This is a genomic window from Bradyrhizobium sp. MV1.5, from assembly GCF_055807615.1.
The window spans coordinates 1-14,668 of sequence record NZ_JBVVPL010000015.1; the positions used below are offsets into that span (position 1 = coordinate 1).

General features: G+C 64.1%; 11 protein-coding genes and 1 pseudogene. 3 read left to right on the plus strand and 9 right to left on the minus strand.

Annotated elements, in window-relative coordinates:
- The coding region (locus AC0L2J_RS16205) for a SecDF P1 head subdomain-containing protein (protein WP_473391897.1) at window positions 1-1,137 on the minus strand (1,137 nt) is incomplete at its 3' end.
- Between the two features lie 269 nt (window positions 1,138-1,406).
- Here AC0L2J_RS16205 and AC0L2J_RS16210 point away from each other — a divergent pair.
- Window positions 1,407-3,314: an acyl-CoA synthetase gene (locus tag AC0L2J_RS16210; protein WP_473391901.1), complete on the plus strand. Its 1,908-nt coding sequence runs from the start codon at window positions 1,407-1,409 to the stop codon at window positions 3,312-3,314.
- 194 nt (window positions 3,315-3,508) lie between these two features.
- A complete protein-coding gene (locus AC0L2J_RS16215) occupies window positions 3,509-5,323 on the plus strand; it encodes a caspase family protein (RefSeq protein ID WP_371258289.1) in 1,815 nt (604 codons plus the stop codon).
- Window positions 5,324-5,356: 33 nt separating this feature from the next.
- Here the strand turns inward: AC0L2J_RS16215 and AC0L2J_RS16220 are convergent, their stop codons facing one another.
- Both AC0L2J_RS16220 and purB read right to left on the minus strand, forming a co-directional pair.
- A complete protein-coding gene (locus AC0L2J_RS16220) occupies window positions 5,357-6,529 on the minus strand; it encodes a M20 aminoacylase family protein (RefSeq protein ID WP_007612084.1) in 1,173 nt (390 codons plus the stop codon).
- 107 nt (window positions 6,530-6,636) lie between these two features.
- Window positions 6,637-7,944: an adenylosuccinate lyase gene (gene purB, locus AC0L2J_RS16225; protein WP_473391908.1), complete on the minus strand. Its 1,308-nt coding sequence runs from the start codon at window positions 7,942-7,944 to the stop codon at window positions 6,637-6,639.
- Between the two features lie 562 nt (window positions 7,945-8,506).
- Between purB and AC0L2J_RS16230 the strand changes: the two genes are divergently transcribed.
- The gene (locus AC0L2J_RS16230; RefSeq protein WP_473391912.1) at window positions 8,507-9,094 is read left to right on the plus strand and encodes a TetR/AcrR family transcriptional regulator; all 588 of its coding nucleotides are present in this window, start codon (window positions 8,507-8,509) and stop codon (window positions 9,092-9,094) included.
- Window positions 9,095-9,233: 139 nt separating this feature from the next.
- Here AC0L2J_RS16230 and AC0L2J_RS16235 read toward each other — a convergent pair whose 3' ends face one another.
- The 6 genes and pseudogenes from AC0L2J_RS16235 to AC0L2J_RS16260 all read right to left on the minus strand — a co-directional run bounded on the left by AC0L2J_RS16235 (window position 9,234) and on the right by AC0L2J_RS16260 (window position 14,514).
- A complete protein-coding gene (locus AC0L2J_RS16235; protein ID WP_473391915.1) occupies window positions 9,234-10,430 on the minus strand; it encodes a calcium-binding protein in 1,197 nt (398 codons plus the stop codon).
- Between the two features lie 179 nt (window positions 10,431-10,609).
- Window positions 10,610-10,720: pseudogene (locus tag AC0L2J_RS16240) on the minus strand (DNA-binding response regulator); the annotation flags it as partial.
- Between the two features lie 92 nt (window positions 10,721-10,812).
- Window positions 10,813-11,112 carry a hypothetical protein gene (locus AC0L2J_RS16245; RefSeq protein WP_063995783.1) on the minus strand — a complete coding sequence of 100 codons (300 nt, stop codon included), beginning with the start codon at window positions 11,110-11,112 and terminating at the stop codon, window positions 10,813-10,815.
- A 102-nt stretch (window positions 11,113-11,214) separates the two neighbouring features.
- Complete coding sequence (locus AC0L2J_RS16250; RefSeq protein WP_473391920.1) at window positions 11,215-12,252, minus strand: MBL fold metallo-hydrolase; 1,038 nt, start codon at window positions 12,250-12,252, stop codon at window positions 11,215-11,217.
- 233 nt (window positions 12,253-12,485) lie between these two features.
- Window positions 12,486-13,136: a response regulator gene (locus AC0L2J_RS16255; protein ID WP_473391924.1), complete on the minus strand. Its 651-nt coding sequence runs from the start codon at window positions 13,134-13,136 to the stop codon at window positions 12,486-12,488.
- A 7-nt stretch (window positions 13,137-13,143) separates the two neighbouring features.
- A complete protein-coding gene (locus tag AC0L2J_RS16260) occupies window positions 13,144-14,514 on the minus strand; it encodes a sensor histidine kinase (protein WP_473391927.1) in 1,371 nt (456 codons plus the stop codon).
- Between the last annotated feature and the right edge of the window lie 154 nt (window positions 14,515-14,668).

Here is a 14,668-nt window from a genome sequence, read left to right on the forward strand (position 1 = left end):
GTCGTGGGCGGGGGGCGCTCCCCCCCCGCAGGGCTTGGCGGGCGGCACGACCTGCTGCTCGACCAGGCCGAGGTGCCCCGGCAGCGAACCGGCGCGCAGCAGCATGGCGACGCTGTTTGCTTCCTCCAGGGTGAAATTGCCGGAGATCTGGCCAGAGCCGCCGGTGATGGGCTCGCGGATTATGGGGGCGGAGATCACCTTGCCGTCGAGCACGATGGCGAACGGCTTTGCGATATTCTCCTCGGTGATGTGGGCAAAGCGCCGCGTGCCGCGGCCGTTGAAGCGGAACGAGGCGATCGGCTCTTTCGTGGCGCTCGCAAATCCCGGGCCCGCATAGCTGATGTCGTCGCCGTCGAGCACGCTGTCCTTGGCGACCAGATAAAGGCTCTTGTCCTTGAAGCCGGGCAGGACTTCCGTGCCTGTCGGCGGCGTGCCGGATTGCGCCTGCTCCGGCGGCATCGAGAGGTCGATCAGGCGGAAGCCGACCTTGACCCTTCGGGCGAAGACCGCGGTGACGCGCTCGGGCTCCATCACACCGGGCAGGAAGATTCGGATGCGGTCGGTGCCATCGGGCTGGACGCTGGCGAGCTGGACGCCGGCCTCCTTCAGACGCTGCTCGATCATGGCGATGGCATCTTCGACGAGTTCGTGCAACCGCGCGGCGGATGCCGCATTGGTCGGCGCGAGCCGGACGAGTCCGTCGCTGCCGTCGGTCACGGCGAGTGCATGCGACGGCAATCCTTCCGCCGCTGAGGCGAGCTTGCGCGCGAGTTGCTCGCGGCCCTTGACGTCGGCAATCTTCAACTCGACGCCGCCGTCGCGGATCGCAAGACCGGAGAAGGCGATCTTGCCCTCGCGCAGGTTCTTGTAGACGTCGTCGCGCAAATCCGTGACGACGCTCTCGCGCAGGCCATCGGTGTCCACCTTGTAGACGATGCGAGACCCGCCGAGCTTCTCCATCTTGTCGCTGATGAAGGCCGAGATCTTGGCGCGCATCTTGTCGAGCTGGCCATCCTCCGCGAGTGCCGCGCGGGGCAGGGCGATCACCGATGTCATGATCACCGATGTCAAGATCCCCGTGGTGACGGCGAACGTGATGAACAGCCGGGTGGCGCAATCCCGCGGGGGCGTAGTCATGATCACCTCAAGTCTTGCGGCAGGGCGCTGGCAACGGCGCTGGCAAGGAAGCCGGCATGTGAGTCCGATGCCAAATCTTGGTCCCCGGATCGGGCGCGCAGGTTCAAAGGCCTCCGCGGGAGCCCATTCCCGCCGACGGTAGGTCATGGACGAACGCCAAATCATCCATCATTCTGGCCCTGCTCGGCCGGCCATCGGTCGAGGCCCCGCCAACCCCAAAGTCAAAAGACAGGGCGCGGGGACATGCATCTGAGGGAGGACGGAATTTCATGGCGGGCATCCACGCGCTCGATCGGCTCATCGGCAGCGACTATCCGGACCTGGCGACGGACGCCGAGGTTCGAGCCTTCGAGCAGGTCCCCTACGTCGATCGCGTCGCGGCCGAGAGCACTTACGACGCCATCAGACTGGGTGCGGGCCGTAACCCCGACGGGCCGGCAATCCAGTTCCTGCAAAATGCCGATCCGGCCGACACGCCGGTCGTGGTCGCATACCGCGACCTCATCGCGCGCGTCACGCAGGCCGCCAACATGTTTCACGCGCTGGGCGTCGAGAAGGGCGACGTCGTCAGCTTCATGCTGCCGCTGGTGCCCGACGCCTTCGTAACGCTGTTCGGCGCGGAGGCCGCCGGCATCGCCAATCCCGTCAACCCGCTGCTGGAGCCGCACCAAATTGCGGAGATTCTGGAAGCGGCGAACACAAAAGTCCTGGTGGCGCTCGGGCCGATGCCGGGCACCGACATCTGGCAGAAAGTCGAGCAGATCAGGCCGCAACTCAAGCATCTCAAGGCGATCGTCCAGGTGTTCGGTGGCGGTGACCCGGGGAAGGGAGTCTTTGCTTTCAGCGACCTGATCAAGCAGCAGCCTTCGGACCGCCTGATCAGCGGACGAAAGATTTTGGGCAGCGACGTCGCCGCCTATTTCCACACCGGCGGCACCACCGGCACGCCAAAGCTGGTGCGGCACACCCATGCCAACCAAGTCTATCAGGCCTGGGCGCTCAATCTGCTGCTGAAGTCGAAGCCGGGCGCCAACATGCTGTTCGGCATGCCGCTGTTTCACGTCGGGGGCTCGCTGACGCAGGTGCTGACGACGCTGTCGGCCGGCGGTTCGCTGGTCGTGCTGTCGCCTAGCGGATGGCGCAATCCGAATTCCGTGAAGAACATCTGGGGGCTGGTCGAGCGCTTCAAGCCGGAGGCGCTGTCGAGCGTCCCGACGGTACTCGCCGCGACGCTCGCTGTGCCGCCTGGCAATGCGGACATCTCCAGCCTGAAATATGCAGCCGGCGGCGGCTCCGCGATCCCGGTCGCGGTCGGGTCTGCAATCCAGGACAAGCTCAAGCTGCCGGTCGTCGAGGTCTACGGCATGACCGAGACATCGAGCGTTCACACGCTGGCCTATCCGTCGCGGCCGATCCGGCTCGGTTCGGTCGGCCTTCCCATGCCCTACGCGCGGGTCCGCATCGTCCAGCTCGATGGCGAGGGCAAGCTGATCCGCGACTGCGCGCCGGACGAGATTGGCGTCGTCATCATGGCCGGCCCAGGCGTGTTCGGCGGCTATCTCAACGACGAGCACAACAAGGGTGCCTTCGTCGATGAAGTCTGGGTCAATTCCGGCGATCTTGGCCGGCTCGATGCCGACGGCTATCTCTGGATCACCGGCCGCGCCAAGGATCTCGTGATCCGCGGCGGCCACAACATCGATCCGGCGCCGATCGAGGAGATCATGTTCCGGCATCCTGCCGTCGGCTTTGCCGCGGTGGTCGGCCAGCCCGACGCCTATGCCGGCGAGCTGCCGGTGGGCTATGTGCAGCTGAAGCCGGGCGCGACCGTCGAACCGGGCGAGCTGGAGACATGGGTGCGCGAGCGCACGCCGGAGCGCGCGGCTGTCCCGGTGCAGGTCATCCCGATCGATCCGATGCCGGTGACGGGCGTCGGCAAAGTGTTCAAGCCGCAGCTGCGCTGGGACGCAGCGCAGCGCGTGTTCACCAAGGTGCTGACACCGCTCACTGAGCGCGGCATCGACTGCAAGGTCAGGGTCGGCGCTCACGGCAGCCACGGTTCGATCGCCACTGTGACGCTGGCGGGCCTGCCGGCGGATCGGTACGAGGCGGTTGCGAGCGAGGTGCACGCACTGCTTGCACCGTTCGTGATGCGCCACGAGGTGGTGCAAATGTAACGGGCTCAACAGACGGCTTCGGCCGTCAGCTGCGAAAGCAGGGCGACGCTTCGCCGCATTATCCATACGCCCGATAGAGCCCCTATGTGACGAATATCACATAGGAAGCGTTGGCAATTGAGACATGGTCCGAATAGTCTCGTGCAATTGCATCCGGGGGGACGCAAGTGATTCCGTTTCGGATATTTGCTTTGTTGATTTTAGCCATTGGCCTCGCCTGCGGACCGGCCCATGCGGACCGGCGGGTCGCGCTTGTCATTGGCAATTCCACTTACAAGAGCGCGCCCAAGCTCGGCAATCCCGTCAACGATGCCACTCTGGTCGGCGGCATGTTCAAGAAGGCGGGCTTTGATTCCGTTGATGTCAGGCTGGATCTCAGTGCCAGCGAGATGCGGCGCATGTTGCGTGAGTTTGCCGGCAGGACGCGCGATGCCGACATGGCGGTCATTTACTACGCCGGCCATGGCATCGAGCTGGAAGGCACCAACTATCTTATTCCGGTTGACGCGACGCTGGAGACGGATGGCGACGTGCTCGACGAGACCATCCCGGTGGAGCGCGCGCTGTTCGCGGTGGAGCCGGCCAAGCAGCTGCGCCTGATCATCCTGGATGCCTGCCGCGACAATCCGTTTTCCAAGACCATGAAGCGGACGCTGGCCTCGCGCGCGATCGGAAGGGGGCTTGCCAAGGTCGAGCCGACCAGCCCCAACACCATGATTGCGTTCGCCGCGAAGGCCGGTTCGACCGCGTCCGACGGCGATTCCAGAAACAGCCCGTTCGCCGTCGCTTTGGTCGAGCACCTTCCGAAGCCGGGCCTCGACCTGCGCAAGGCGTTCGGATTCGTGCGCGACGACGTGCTCAAGAGCACCGGCTACAAGCAGGAGCCCTATGTCTACGGCTCGCTCGGCGGCGACGATGTACCGCTGGTGGCAATCAAACCGGCCGCGACCGGGCCGCAGGCCAGTCCGCAGGATTCTATTCGCAGGGATTACGAGCTCGCGCTGCAGCTTGCCACGCGCGACGGTTGGGAAGCCTTCCTGGCGCAATATCACGACGGTTTCTATGCTAACCTGGCTAAGGGCCAGATGAACAAGATCGCCGCTGAAGAGACGCGCGCGTCAGCCGAGCAGAAAGCGAATGCGGCCGAGCAGCAGAAGGCAAGGCTTATTGCCGAACGCGCTCAGAAGGCCGAGCAGGACAAGGCGGCCGCGGCGGCCAAAGCGGCCGAAGAGGCGCGGATCGCGGCGGAGAAGCAGAAGCAGATCGAGCAAGCAAGAGCGGACGCGGCGGAGCACCAGCGCAAGCTGGCCGAAGCTGCCGCGGCAAAAGCACAGGCCGAGAAGCAGGCGGCGGAGAAGGCCAAGGCCGAACTTGCCGCCAAGCAGGCCGCCGAGAAGGCGGAGCAGGCGGCAAAGCCGACGGCCGATCGGCAGATGCCTGAGGTCGAGCAAAAAGTTGCAGCTCTTGCGCCGGCGCCGGCATCCACATTGTCGGCGGCTGATCTGACAAAATCCGTGCAGAGCGAATTGCGCCGCGTCGGCTGCTTTGCCTCGGCTGCGGACGGCGACTGGAATTCAGCCTCGCAGCGCTCGCTGACACTGTTCAACAAATATGCCGGCACCCAGTTCGACGCCAAGCTTGCAAGCGTCGACGCACTCGACGCCCTGAAAGCGAAGCCCGGACGGGTCTGCCCGCTCATTTGCAATTTCGGCTCCAAGGCCGACGGCGATCAATGCGTGAAGATCACCTGCCGGGCCGGTTATCGCGTCGGTGACGACAACGAATGCGAGAAGGTGCTGGAGAAGAAGCCGGTCGCGACGCGCGAGGACGCAAAGAGGAGCGATCAGGACCGGAAACAGGCGGAATCTGCGACACCGAAGTCGCAAGCATCCGGTCAGATCGTCTGCGGCCAAGCAGGCTGCAGACCAGTCGCAAAGGGTTGCCGCCTTGGTCTTGTGCCCGGTCCAGGCAACGGAGTCACGAAGATTACCGGCGAGATCTGCAACTGACAAAACCGGGCCTTCCCACCGCCGCTGCCTGACCTACCCCGCCGGCATCCGCGTTTCGACGAGTCGCGCCCAATAGGACGCGCCATGGCCCAGGATGTTGTCGTTGAAGACATAGGCCGGATGGTGGCACTCGTTGCCGTCGCCCATGCCGACCAGGATCATCGCGCCGGGGCGCGCTTCCAGCATGAAGGAGAAGTCTTCGGCGCCCATCATCGGAATGAACTTGTCGTTGACGCGCTCGGCACCGACGATGTCGCGGGCGACGTCGGCGGCAAGGCCGGCCTCGCGCGCATGGTTCATGGTCACCGGATACATCCGCGTGTATTTCGTCTCGGCCGAGCCGCCATAGGCGCGTGCTACGCTGTCGGCGACTTCGCCGATGCGGCGCTCGACGAGATCGCGCACTTCAGGATCGAGTGTGCGCACGGTGCCGCCGAGTTCGGCGATCTCCGGGATGATGTTGAAGGCCGTGCCGGAGTGGAATTGCGTGATCGAGATGACGGCGGACTTCAGCGGATCGACGTTGCGCGCGACGATCGATTGCAGCGCGTTGACGATCTGTGCGCCGATCAGCACGCTGTCGATGGACTTGTGCGGACCCGCGCCGGCGTGGCCGCCCTTGCCGTGGACCGTGATCTGGATGTTGTCGGAGGAGGCGAGCATCGCGCCCGGCGTGGTCGCGAAATGTCCTTCTGGTAGGCCCGGCATGTTGTGCATGCCATAGACCTCCTGGATGTTCCAGCGCGTCATCAGCCCGTCCTCGACCATCGCCTTGCCGCCGCCGCCGCCTTCTTCCGCCGGCTGGAAGATCACCACGGCCGTGCCGTCGAAATTGCGCGTCTCGGCGAGATATTTGGCGGCGCCGAGCAGCATGGCGGTGTGGCCGTCATGGCCGCAGGCGTGCATCTTGCCGGGGACCTTGGAGGCGTAGGCGACGCCCGACGTCTCCATGATCGGCAGCGCGTCCATGTCGGCGCGCAGGCCAATGGTCTTGCCCGAGGCGGATTTGCGGCCGCGGATCACACCGACGACGCCGGTGCGGCCGATGCCCGTCACCACCTCGTCGCAGCCGAACTCGCGCAAGCGGTCGGCGACGATGCCGGCGGTGCGGTGGACGTCGTATTGCAGCTCCGGGTTCTCGTGGAAGTCATGGCGCCAGGCGGCCATTTCGTCGGAGAGGGCGGCAACGCGGTTGACGATGGGCATGGGGAAGGTCCGCCTTGATTTGTAGCCCGGATGAGCGAAGCGACATCCGGGATCTTTGTGAGAGAAGTCCCGGGTGTCGCTGCGCTCACCCGGGCTGCGAATGACGTTCAGCTTTCGCCGAACACGCGCTTGAAGATCGTGTCGACGTGCTTGAAGTGATAGCCGAGGTCGAACTGCTCCTCGATCTCGGCGTCGGTGAGATACTTCTTCACCTCAGCGTCCTTCTTCAGGAGCTGGAGGAAGTCGCCTTCGCCGCGCCAGACCGGCATGGCGTTGCGCTGCACGAGCTTGTAGGCGTCCTCGCGGCTTGCGCCCTTCTGCGTCAGCGCCAGCAAAACGCGCTGCGAATGCACCAGGCCGCCGAGGCGGTCGAGGTTCTTCTGCATGTTGGCGGGGTACACCAGCAGCTTGTCGATCAGGCCGGCGAGGCGGACCAGCGCGAAGTCCAGCGTCACCGTCGCGTCGGGGCCCATCATGCGCTCGGCAGAGGAGTGCGAGATGTCGCGCTCGTGCCAGAGCACGACGTTCTCCAGCGCCGGCGTCACATAGGCGCGCACCATGCGTGACAAGCCGGTGAGGTTTTCCGAGAGCACCGGATTGCGCTTGTGCGGCATCGCGGACGAACCCTTCTGCCCTTCGGAGAAGAACTCCTCGGCTTCCAGCACTTCGGTGCGCTGCATGTGGCGGATCTCCACCGCAAAACGCTCGACCGAGGACGCGATCACGCCGAGCGTCGAGAAATACATCGCGTGGCGGTCGCGGGGAATGACCTGCGTCGAGATCGGCTCGGGCACGAGACCCATCGCCTTGGCAACATGCTGTTCGACGCGCGGATCGATCTGGGCAAAAGTGCCGACCGCGCCGGAGATGGCGCAGGTGGCGACTTCCTTGCGCGCGGCGATCAGGCGCTCCTTGGCGCGAGAGAATTCCGCATAGGCATAAGCGAGCTTGAGGCCGAAGGTCACGGGTTCTGCGTGGATGCCGTGACTGCGGCCGATGGTCGGCGTCATCTTGTGCTCGAGGGCGCGCTTCTTCAGCGCCGCCAGCACCTTGTCGAGGTCGGCGAGCAGCAGGTCGGCGGCGCGGGTGAGCTGGACGTTGAGGCAGGTGTCGAGCACGTCGGAGGACGTCATGCCCTGATGCACGAAGCGCGCCTCGGGGCCGACGATCTCGGCAAGATGGGTGAGGAACGCGATGACGTCGTGCTTGGTCTCGCGCTCGATCTCGTCGATGCGGGCGACGTCGAAAGTGGCGTCCTTGGCCTTGGCCCAGACCGTTTTGGCGGCCTCCCTGGGAATCGTGCCGAGCTCGGCAAGCGCGTCCGCCGCATGCGCCTCGATCTCGAACCAGATCTTGAACCGGGTCTGCGGCTCCCAGATCGAGGCCATTTCCGGGCGGGTATAGCGGGGGATCATTGGACTGCTCCAGGAAGGTGGGCGGGCGACCCAGAAGGGGGCGACCTGCCAAAATGCTTTTTACGCCGTGATCTAGCAGAGCGGGGAGGGCGAAACAAACGGGCCGGCAACGTAGCGGGGGATGATTGGGCTGGACAGGACCATCGGCGATGGGCGCCCGCCTCAAGGGGGAGGCCCGCAGATATTAACTGTCAATCACGGATCATTGACTGACAGATATTGAAATCTGTCAGCGAGACGTGTATATCCGTACTCGGACGCTCCGATTGGGCGTCTGGCGGCATCCCGGGAGCCCGACGTCCCAAACAAATGGGATTGAGGGTCGCAATTGAACAATCGGGACCGCCAATTGATTGGAGACTTACGACAATGACGACCGAAATCATCAATTTGACCGGGACGATTGGGCACTGGCTCAATTTACTGGTGGCGCGCCAGATCGCGGCGCAGGCTGCAAAACTGCCTCATTAAGGCGAGAGCTTTCCGAAACGACCGGTACGGGCGCTTCGGAAGCAGCTCCGTCGCCGGGTAACTGAGCCCTCAACGGGAACATGGTGCTGGCATGAACGAAGCCGTTATCTTGACGCCGGAGCGGATCCTCGAAGTCACCGAGGACGTGCTGCGGCGTTACGGACTCGCCAAGGCCACAGTGGTCGACGTGGCCCGTGCGCTCGATGTGAGCCACGGCAGCGTCTACCGCCATTTCCCGAGCAAGGCCTCGCTGCGCGAGGCCGTCGCCAAACGCTGGCTGGACCGCATCGACGCGCCATTACGCCAGCTTGCCGAAGAGCAGGGCCCGGCCCCGGCGCGACTCGACCGCTGGCTGCGCACCCTGTTCGCCGCCAAGCGTTCGCGCGTGCTCGACGATCCCGAGATGTTCGAGACCTATCTGACCCTGGCGCGCGAGGCCTGTGCAGCCGTCAAGTGTCACAAGGACACCATGATCGACCAGATTGCGGCGATCCTGACCGACGGCGTGACGCAGGGCGTGTTCGAGGTGGACGACGTCAAGGCCACCGCGCGCGCCATTTTCGATGCCACCGTCCGCTTCCACCATCCGGCCCACGCCGACGAATGGAAGGATGCCGATCTCTCGGCGCGCGTCGATGCGACGCTCGCGCTGGTGTTGCGCGGGCTGAAGGCGGCGTGAGGTTGCGAAGCCAACGCGTATCGCAGCTTGGGGCTTGATCCGCTCCTGCTCATGCCTTTGGCGATCGGCAGGATGACGGGCCTGGCCTCGACGATTCTCTCGTGACCACCATCCCATCATCCTGCGTGGCTGTGAGCCGTCAGATGACGAAGTCCGTTGGGTGAAGCGCCGCCGTGTGCACGCCGTCCAACGTGATCGTATCGTTGGTGGTGAGGTGGATCACGGCATCGCCGGCGCTATTGTCGCCGATGAGGCTGGAGACGGCTGCCCAGTCTGCGAAGCCGTAGTCATGCAGGTTGATCACGTCGTGTTCGGTGGTGGTGCTGCCGACAGCCTGGTTGCCTTGATTGAAGTCGTTGATGATGTCCTGGCCGGAGCCCGTGTTGAAGACGAACGTGTCGTTGTTCGGGCCGCCCCACAGGAGATCATTGCCGCCGCCACCGTTTAGGGTATCCGTGCCTCCGGTGATCGAGCCGGGTGAGGAAGGAGCGTAGCTCATCGCATCGCCCGCCAGGCGATCGGGGCTCGATCCCCCGGTGAGGATGTCGTTCCCGCCGTGAGCATTGCCCGACATTGTGGGAGCGTCGCCGTACAACGTCGTGCTGAAAGCAGCTCGCTCGCCATCGACGACGGCGGTGAGGATATCGTTCCCGCCCTGGGCATTGTCGGACATGGACGTTCCGGAATCGCCCGACAGGCTTCCTCCTCCGAGCTGGGCGTCGCTGCTCGCGGCAAAGGCCAGGATGTCGTTTCCGCCGACCGCGTTGTCGGTCATGGCGCCAGTGGCATCGCCGCTGAGTGCGTCGCCGCCGCCATTTATCCCATAGTCCGTCGCGCTCAGCGTATCATTCCCGCCGTGCGCATTGCCGCTCATGGCGCCACCAGCGTCCCCGCTGAGCGATCCGAACGATCTCCATCCGGTCGACGCCGTCAGTGTGTCATTTCCGCCTCCCGCGTTGCCCGACATGTCACCTTGGACATCGCCATAGAGATAAACATTGGTGTAGAGCGAGTTGTGGGCATCGACATTGAGGGTGTCGTTACCGCCCTGAGTGTTGTCCGCCATGGATTGGGCATCGCCAACGGCAACGGCACTATCCCAGCCGCCATCCACGCTCACCACGAGACTGTCGTTTCCTCCGTGAGAATTGCCATGCATGGCCGCCAGGTCTTCCCCAACGAGCGTCACGTTCGAGTTGAGACTCGATATGGCTGCCGTCAGCGCATCGTTTCCGCCCCAGTCATCGGTTGCCAACCCGGGATCTCCGAGCACGGTCATGGATTGACCGAAGTCCGGCAGGGTGACTGCGATAGTGTCGTTTGGCAGGTGGTGCATGTCGCTTCACTCCGATTTCATTTCAGTCGCGGGGCCTGAAAGCAGCGGAGTCTTTGCGAGACGCGCTGTGGCCGCGCTTGACGTTGAATCTGCTCGGAGTTGATGGCGGAGATTTGCTTTGGGTTGGATTTCATTGCGGCCGGAGGAACTTCGACGCGGGGTACGGAGCTCGACCGACGTTAGAAATTCGTCAGCCCGCAAGCCGCTGCGAGCCGCACCAGCTGCGCATCCGTACGCGCGCCGGTCTTGGCCTTGATCAGACAGTGATAGTTCTGCACCGTCTTGACGCTCGCGCTGGTATTGCGCGGGCTGAAGGCGTAAGCCAACTTCCTTCACGCGTTCCGAAGCCGTGACACCTGACGTGACCTGTCGCGGTTCTATCTCAGACCTTGTGGGCAACGTTGCCATTGCCGAGCGAGCGCGGATGATGGGTCTTTTTTCGCGCACGCAAGGCGGCGTTGGCCGAGGGCACGACCGACGGGCTTTCCGGATAGGTATTGACTTCGATTTCGACCACGTCCTTCGACCGTTTTCGAAGGCGGTAGAATGCAAGTTCCTGTTCGAGAATGGGGCAGTGGAATTGGATCGTCGCTGTGTCTGGCAGACGGCAGAGTTCATCGATGAGCTCGCCGACAGTGATGATCGGGGGATGATGGATGGCTTCGCGGATAGCCTTACTCATGGCGCAACTCCCTCACTCCGCTACTAACCGCGGCGCGACGGCGTCAGTTCCAATCCTACCCGGCCACACATGATCTAAAGGTGCGAGCCGCGCGCCAGCGCCCTAAAGCGCGGGTGCCAAATGCGAGCTGCGCAAGCGCAATATGCCGAACGGGTCTTCGCGCCCAGCGAGTTTGCGATAGGTCGCAAGGTCGTCAAGCGTCGGACCTTCCCCGCGTCTGACATTCAGGCCCGCAACCGTTGCAACCGGAATCGACGTGCCGAGGCCTGCGTAGAGATAGTTGTCGCCGAAAGCCTTCTTGAGCGCGGCAAAAGTCGGCTCACCGGTGCAATGTCCCGGGGCTACGCTGTCCACCTTGAACCTGTCCTTGAGGGCGGTAACGACTTTCGCGATAGCTTCGTCAGGTGCGACGACCAGATGAAATCCTCCCGCGACGAGATGAATCCTGGGATTGATACCCGTCGCCGCTTCGACGATGCGCTCGATCCCGGGGTGCGAGCAACCGACCAGAAGGACCATGCCGTCGGCCGTGTTGACAGCCAAGGACAGCTCTTTGAGTTCTCTCGTGCCCGGTGCATCGGAAATCAGCGAGATAAGTGTGATACCGGGAGCGATCTCGGTGGTCTGATCGATCAGTTCGAAGTTCGCATGGGCCCATGCCGTGCCGAACTTCATCACCGCGGGCGGCTTGCCTGCATAGTACCGCATCTCCGGCGGCAAGGCCTCGTCCTTGCGGTAGAAGCCGGACGGCAGAGACGAGCCGTAGATGCCAAATCCTTCCTTTTGCGCGTAGATATTGACGGTCGGATTGATGCTCAGGAGGTAGGACAAGCCCGCCATATGATCGGAGTGGCGGTGCGACAGAACGACAAAGTCGAGGTCCGAGAGATCAACTCCCTTGGCCTTCACGTTCGCCGCGAAGCTTTCGGGATCGTTACCCGTATCGAACAGGATGCGTTTTCCCGCGATTTCGACAAGGGCGGAGAAACCCCAGTCCTTTGTCATCGCCTCATCTGTGCCGAAGGCGTCATAGAGAATGGTGATCTGGTCTTTCGCCTCAGCTGCCGCGCTTCCCGTAAGCCCGGTCGCGAAAACGCTGGAGGCGATCAGTGCGGCAAGAAGGCTGTCCCTGATGTTCATGGAAGCGTCTCCTGTTGTCGTGCAAGACATACAACGGGAACGAGGGCGGCTCCGAGAGCCGTCCAAACTGGCTCTCGACGAAAGATCGGAGCCGGACACAGATCCGCTGGCCGCTTGACGCTGTGCCTGTGGTGGAGCCTAGCACAATCTGAGAGAGACTTGGAGACCTTCGCTGGGGGTGGCCAGTCGGGAACCAGATATTCTGGTCGCAGCAAACGGCACGCCGCCACCCTCTAGATCCTCGTCAGCCCACAATTGGCTGCCAGCCGCACCAGTTGCGCATCCGTGCGCGCGCCGGTCTTGGTCTTGATCAGATAGTGATAGTTCTGCACCGTCTTGACGCTGAGATTGAGATACGCTGCGATCTGTTCGGTCGTGGCACCGCCGGCGAACTGGCGCAGGATCTCGATCTCGCGTTCTCCCAGTTGATCCAGCGCCGAGCCCGCCGACAGGCTGTCCTCCGCCAGGATGTGCGCGATGTCGTCGCTCATGGCGCGCTCGCCGCGGGCAACGCTGCGGATCGCGGCGACGACCGCGGACGGCTCGCTGCTCTTGGTGACGAAGCCGCTTGCGCCGGCATTGAAGGCTGCCTTCACCAGCACGGCTTCGTTGTGCATGGTGAACACGAGGATCCGCGCCCGCGGGCTGCGCGCGCGGATGTTGCGGATGGCTTCCAGCCCGCTCGCGCCGGGCATCGAGATATCCAGCAAGACCACGTCGGGATCGCGCGCCTTGAAGGCGCCGTAGGCATCCGCGGCGTTGTCGGCTTCCGCCACGACATGCAGATCGCCCTGGCTTTCCAGCACGCGCCGATAGCCTTGCCGCACGATCGGATGGTCGTCGACCAGCAGCACGGAGATGCCTGTTGCGGTAATCTCGTTCATCCCGGCCTCACGCGGCGAGCGGGATGGTGGCGGCGACGCTGAGTCCGCCGCGGGCGGGCAGGATCGACAATGATCCGCCGGCCCCTGCGACGCGCTCGCGGATCCCCGTGAGGCCGAAGCCCGCCGACTGCGCAACGCGTGCCGCGTTGCCGCCGCCATCGTCCTCGACGCGGATCAGCAACGCATCGTCGTCGCCCGTGCGCCGCTCGACGTGCAGAGAAATCTCGCGTGCCGTGCCGTGGCGCAACGCGTTGGTCAGGCATTCCTGCGCGACGCGATAGGCGGTGGTCGCGGCCGGGCCGCTGATGTCGGTGAGGTCGCCCTTGAGATCGAGCTGGATCGTCGGCCGCGACGCGCTCTGCGAGCGCCAGCTATCCACCAAATTCACGAGGCTCGCCTCCAGCCCAAGCTCGGCGGGCAGGGGATTGCGCAGGCGCTTCAGCGCGTCGCGCAGCGAGGCCATCAGATGATGCGTGGCCTGCGAGATCATCCGCGCGTCCTGCACGATGTCGCTGTGCTTATCCCCCTTCGTGCTCGCCGTCTCGATGGTGTTGGCGAAGGCGAGGATGGCCGAGAGATTCTGTCCGAACTCGTCGTGCAGCTCGCGGGCGAGCGCGCGGCGTTCGTCGTCGCGGATCTCGATCAGGCGCCGCGTCAGCGCCGCGCGCTGCTCGGTCGCTTCCTCCAGCCGCCCGCCGAGCTCGCCGACGGCGCTGCCGATCATCGCCAGCTCCATCGAGCGGAAGCGCGGTAGTTTCGTGCGATACTGACCGCGCGCCATGCGCTGCAGGGCGGTCACGATCGTGCGTGCCGGCGCAAGCGCATGCGCAATCGCGAGCGAGGCCAGGAGCGCGATCGCTGCCGCCATCAAAAGCGCGACGTCGATCACGTTGAGGATGTATTCCCAGGCGAGCGAGATGGCGGCCGCTTCATCCGGCGTCGCAACCACCGCTCCGGCGGTCGCCGCGCGGGGACTGACCGGCCGTATCACTTCGGCATGGCTGCCGAGGAAGGTCGGCACGATCGACGCGAACCAGCGCGGCGGCGTCTTGCCCAGCCCCTCGCTCTGGCCGCAGAGCGGCTTTTCGAAGGCGATGGCCGGTTGGAATTCGACGCAGACGCCGGGTGAGATCAGCTTCATCGTCTCCAGCGTGCGCCACTCCGGAACCGGCAGAAGCTGCTCGCGTGTTCTGCTGCTACGCAACAAGAATTCGTGCCAGTACAGAGCCTGAAGCGCTTGGGCGACCCGCTGCGCCGAGGCCGCAGTCGCCCGGTCGACGCTGCGATAGGCGTCGAACGTGGCCCAGATGGTCGCCGCGCCAAGGCAGAGGGCGACGATGAGAAACAGACGGGCGACAAGCTGAAGCACAAGGCGCATGCGATCACCCCAAAGTTTGGTAAGGTCAGCCTAACAACGCCGCCGCGCCTTGCCAATTGCGAGGCACGGCAAGATTGAATCTCGGGCAAATTTCCCAAGCCGGATTGGGCATGGCTCTTTGGACCGGGCGCGGCGGCTTTGATCTAATGGGCGG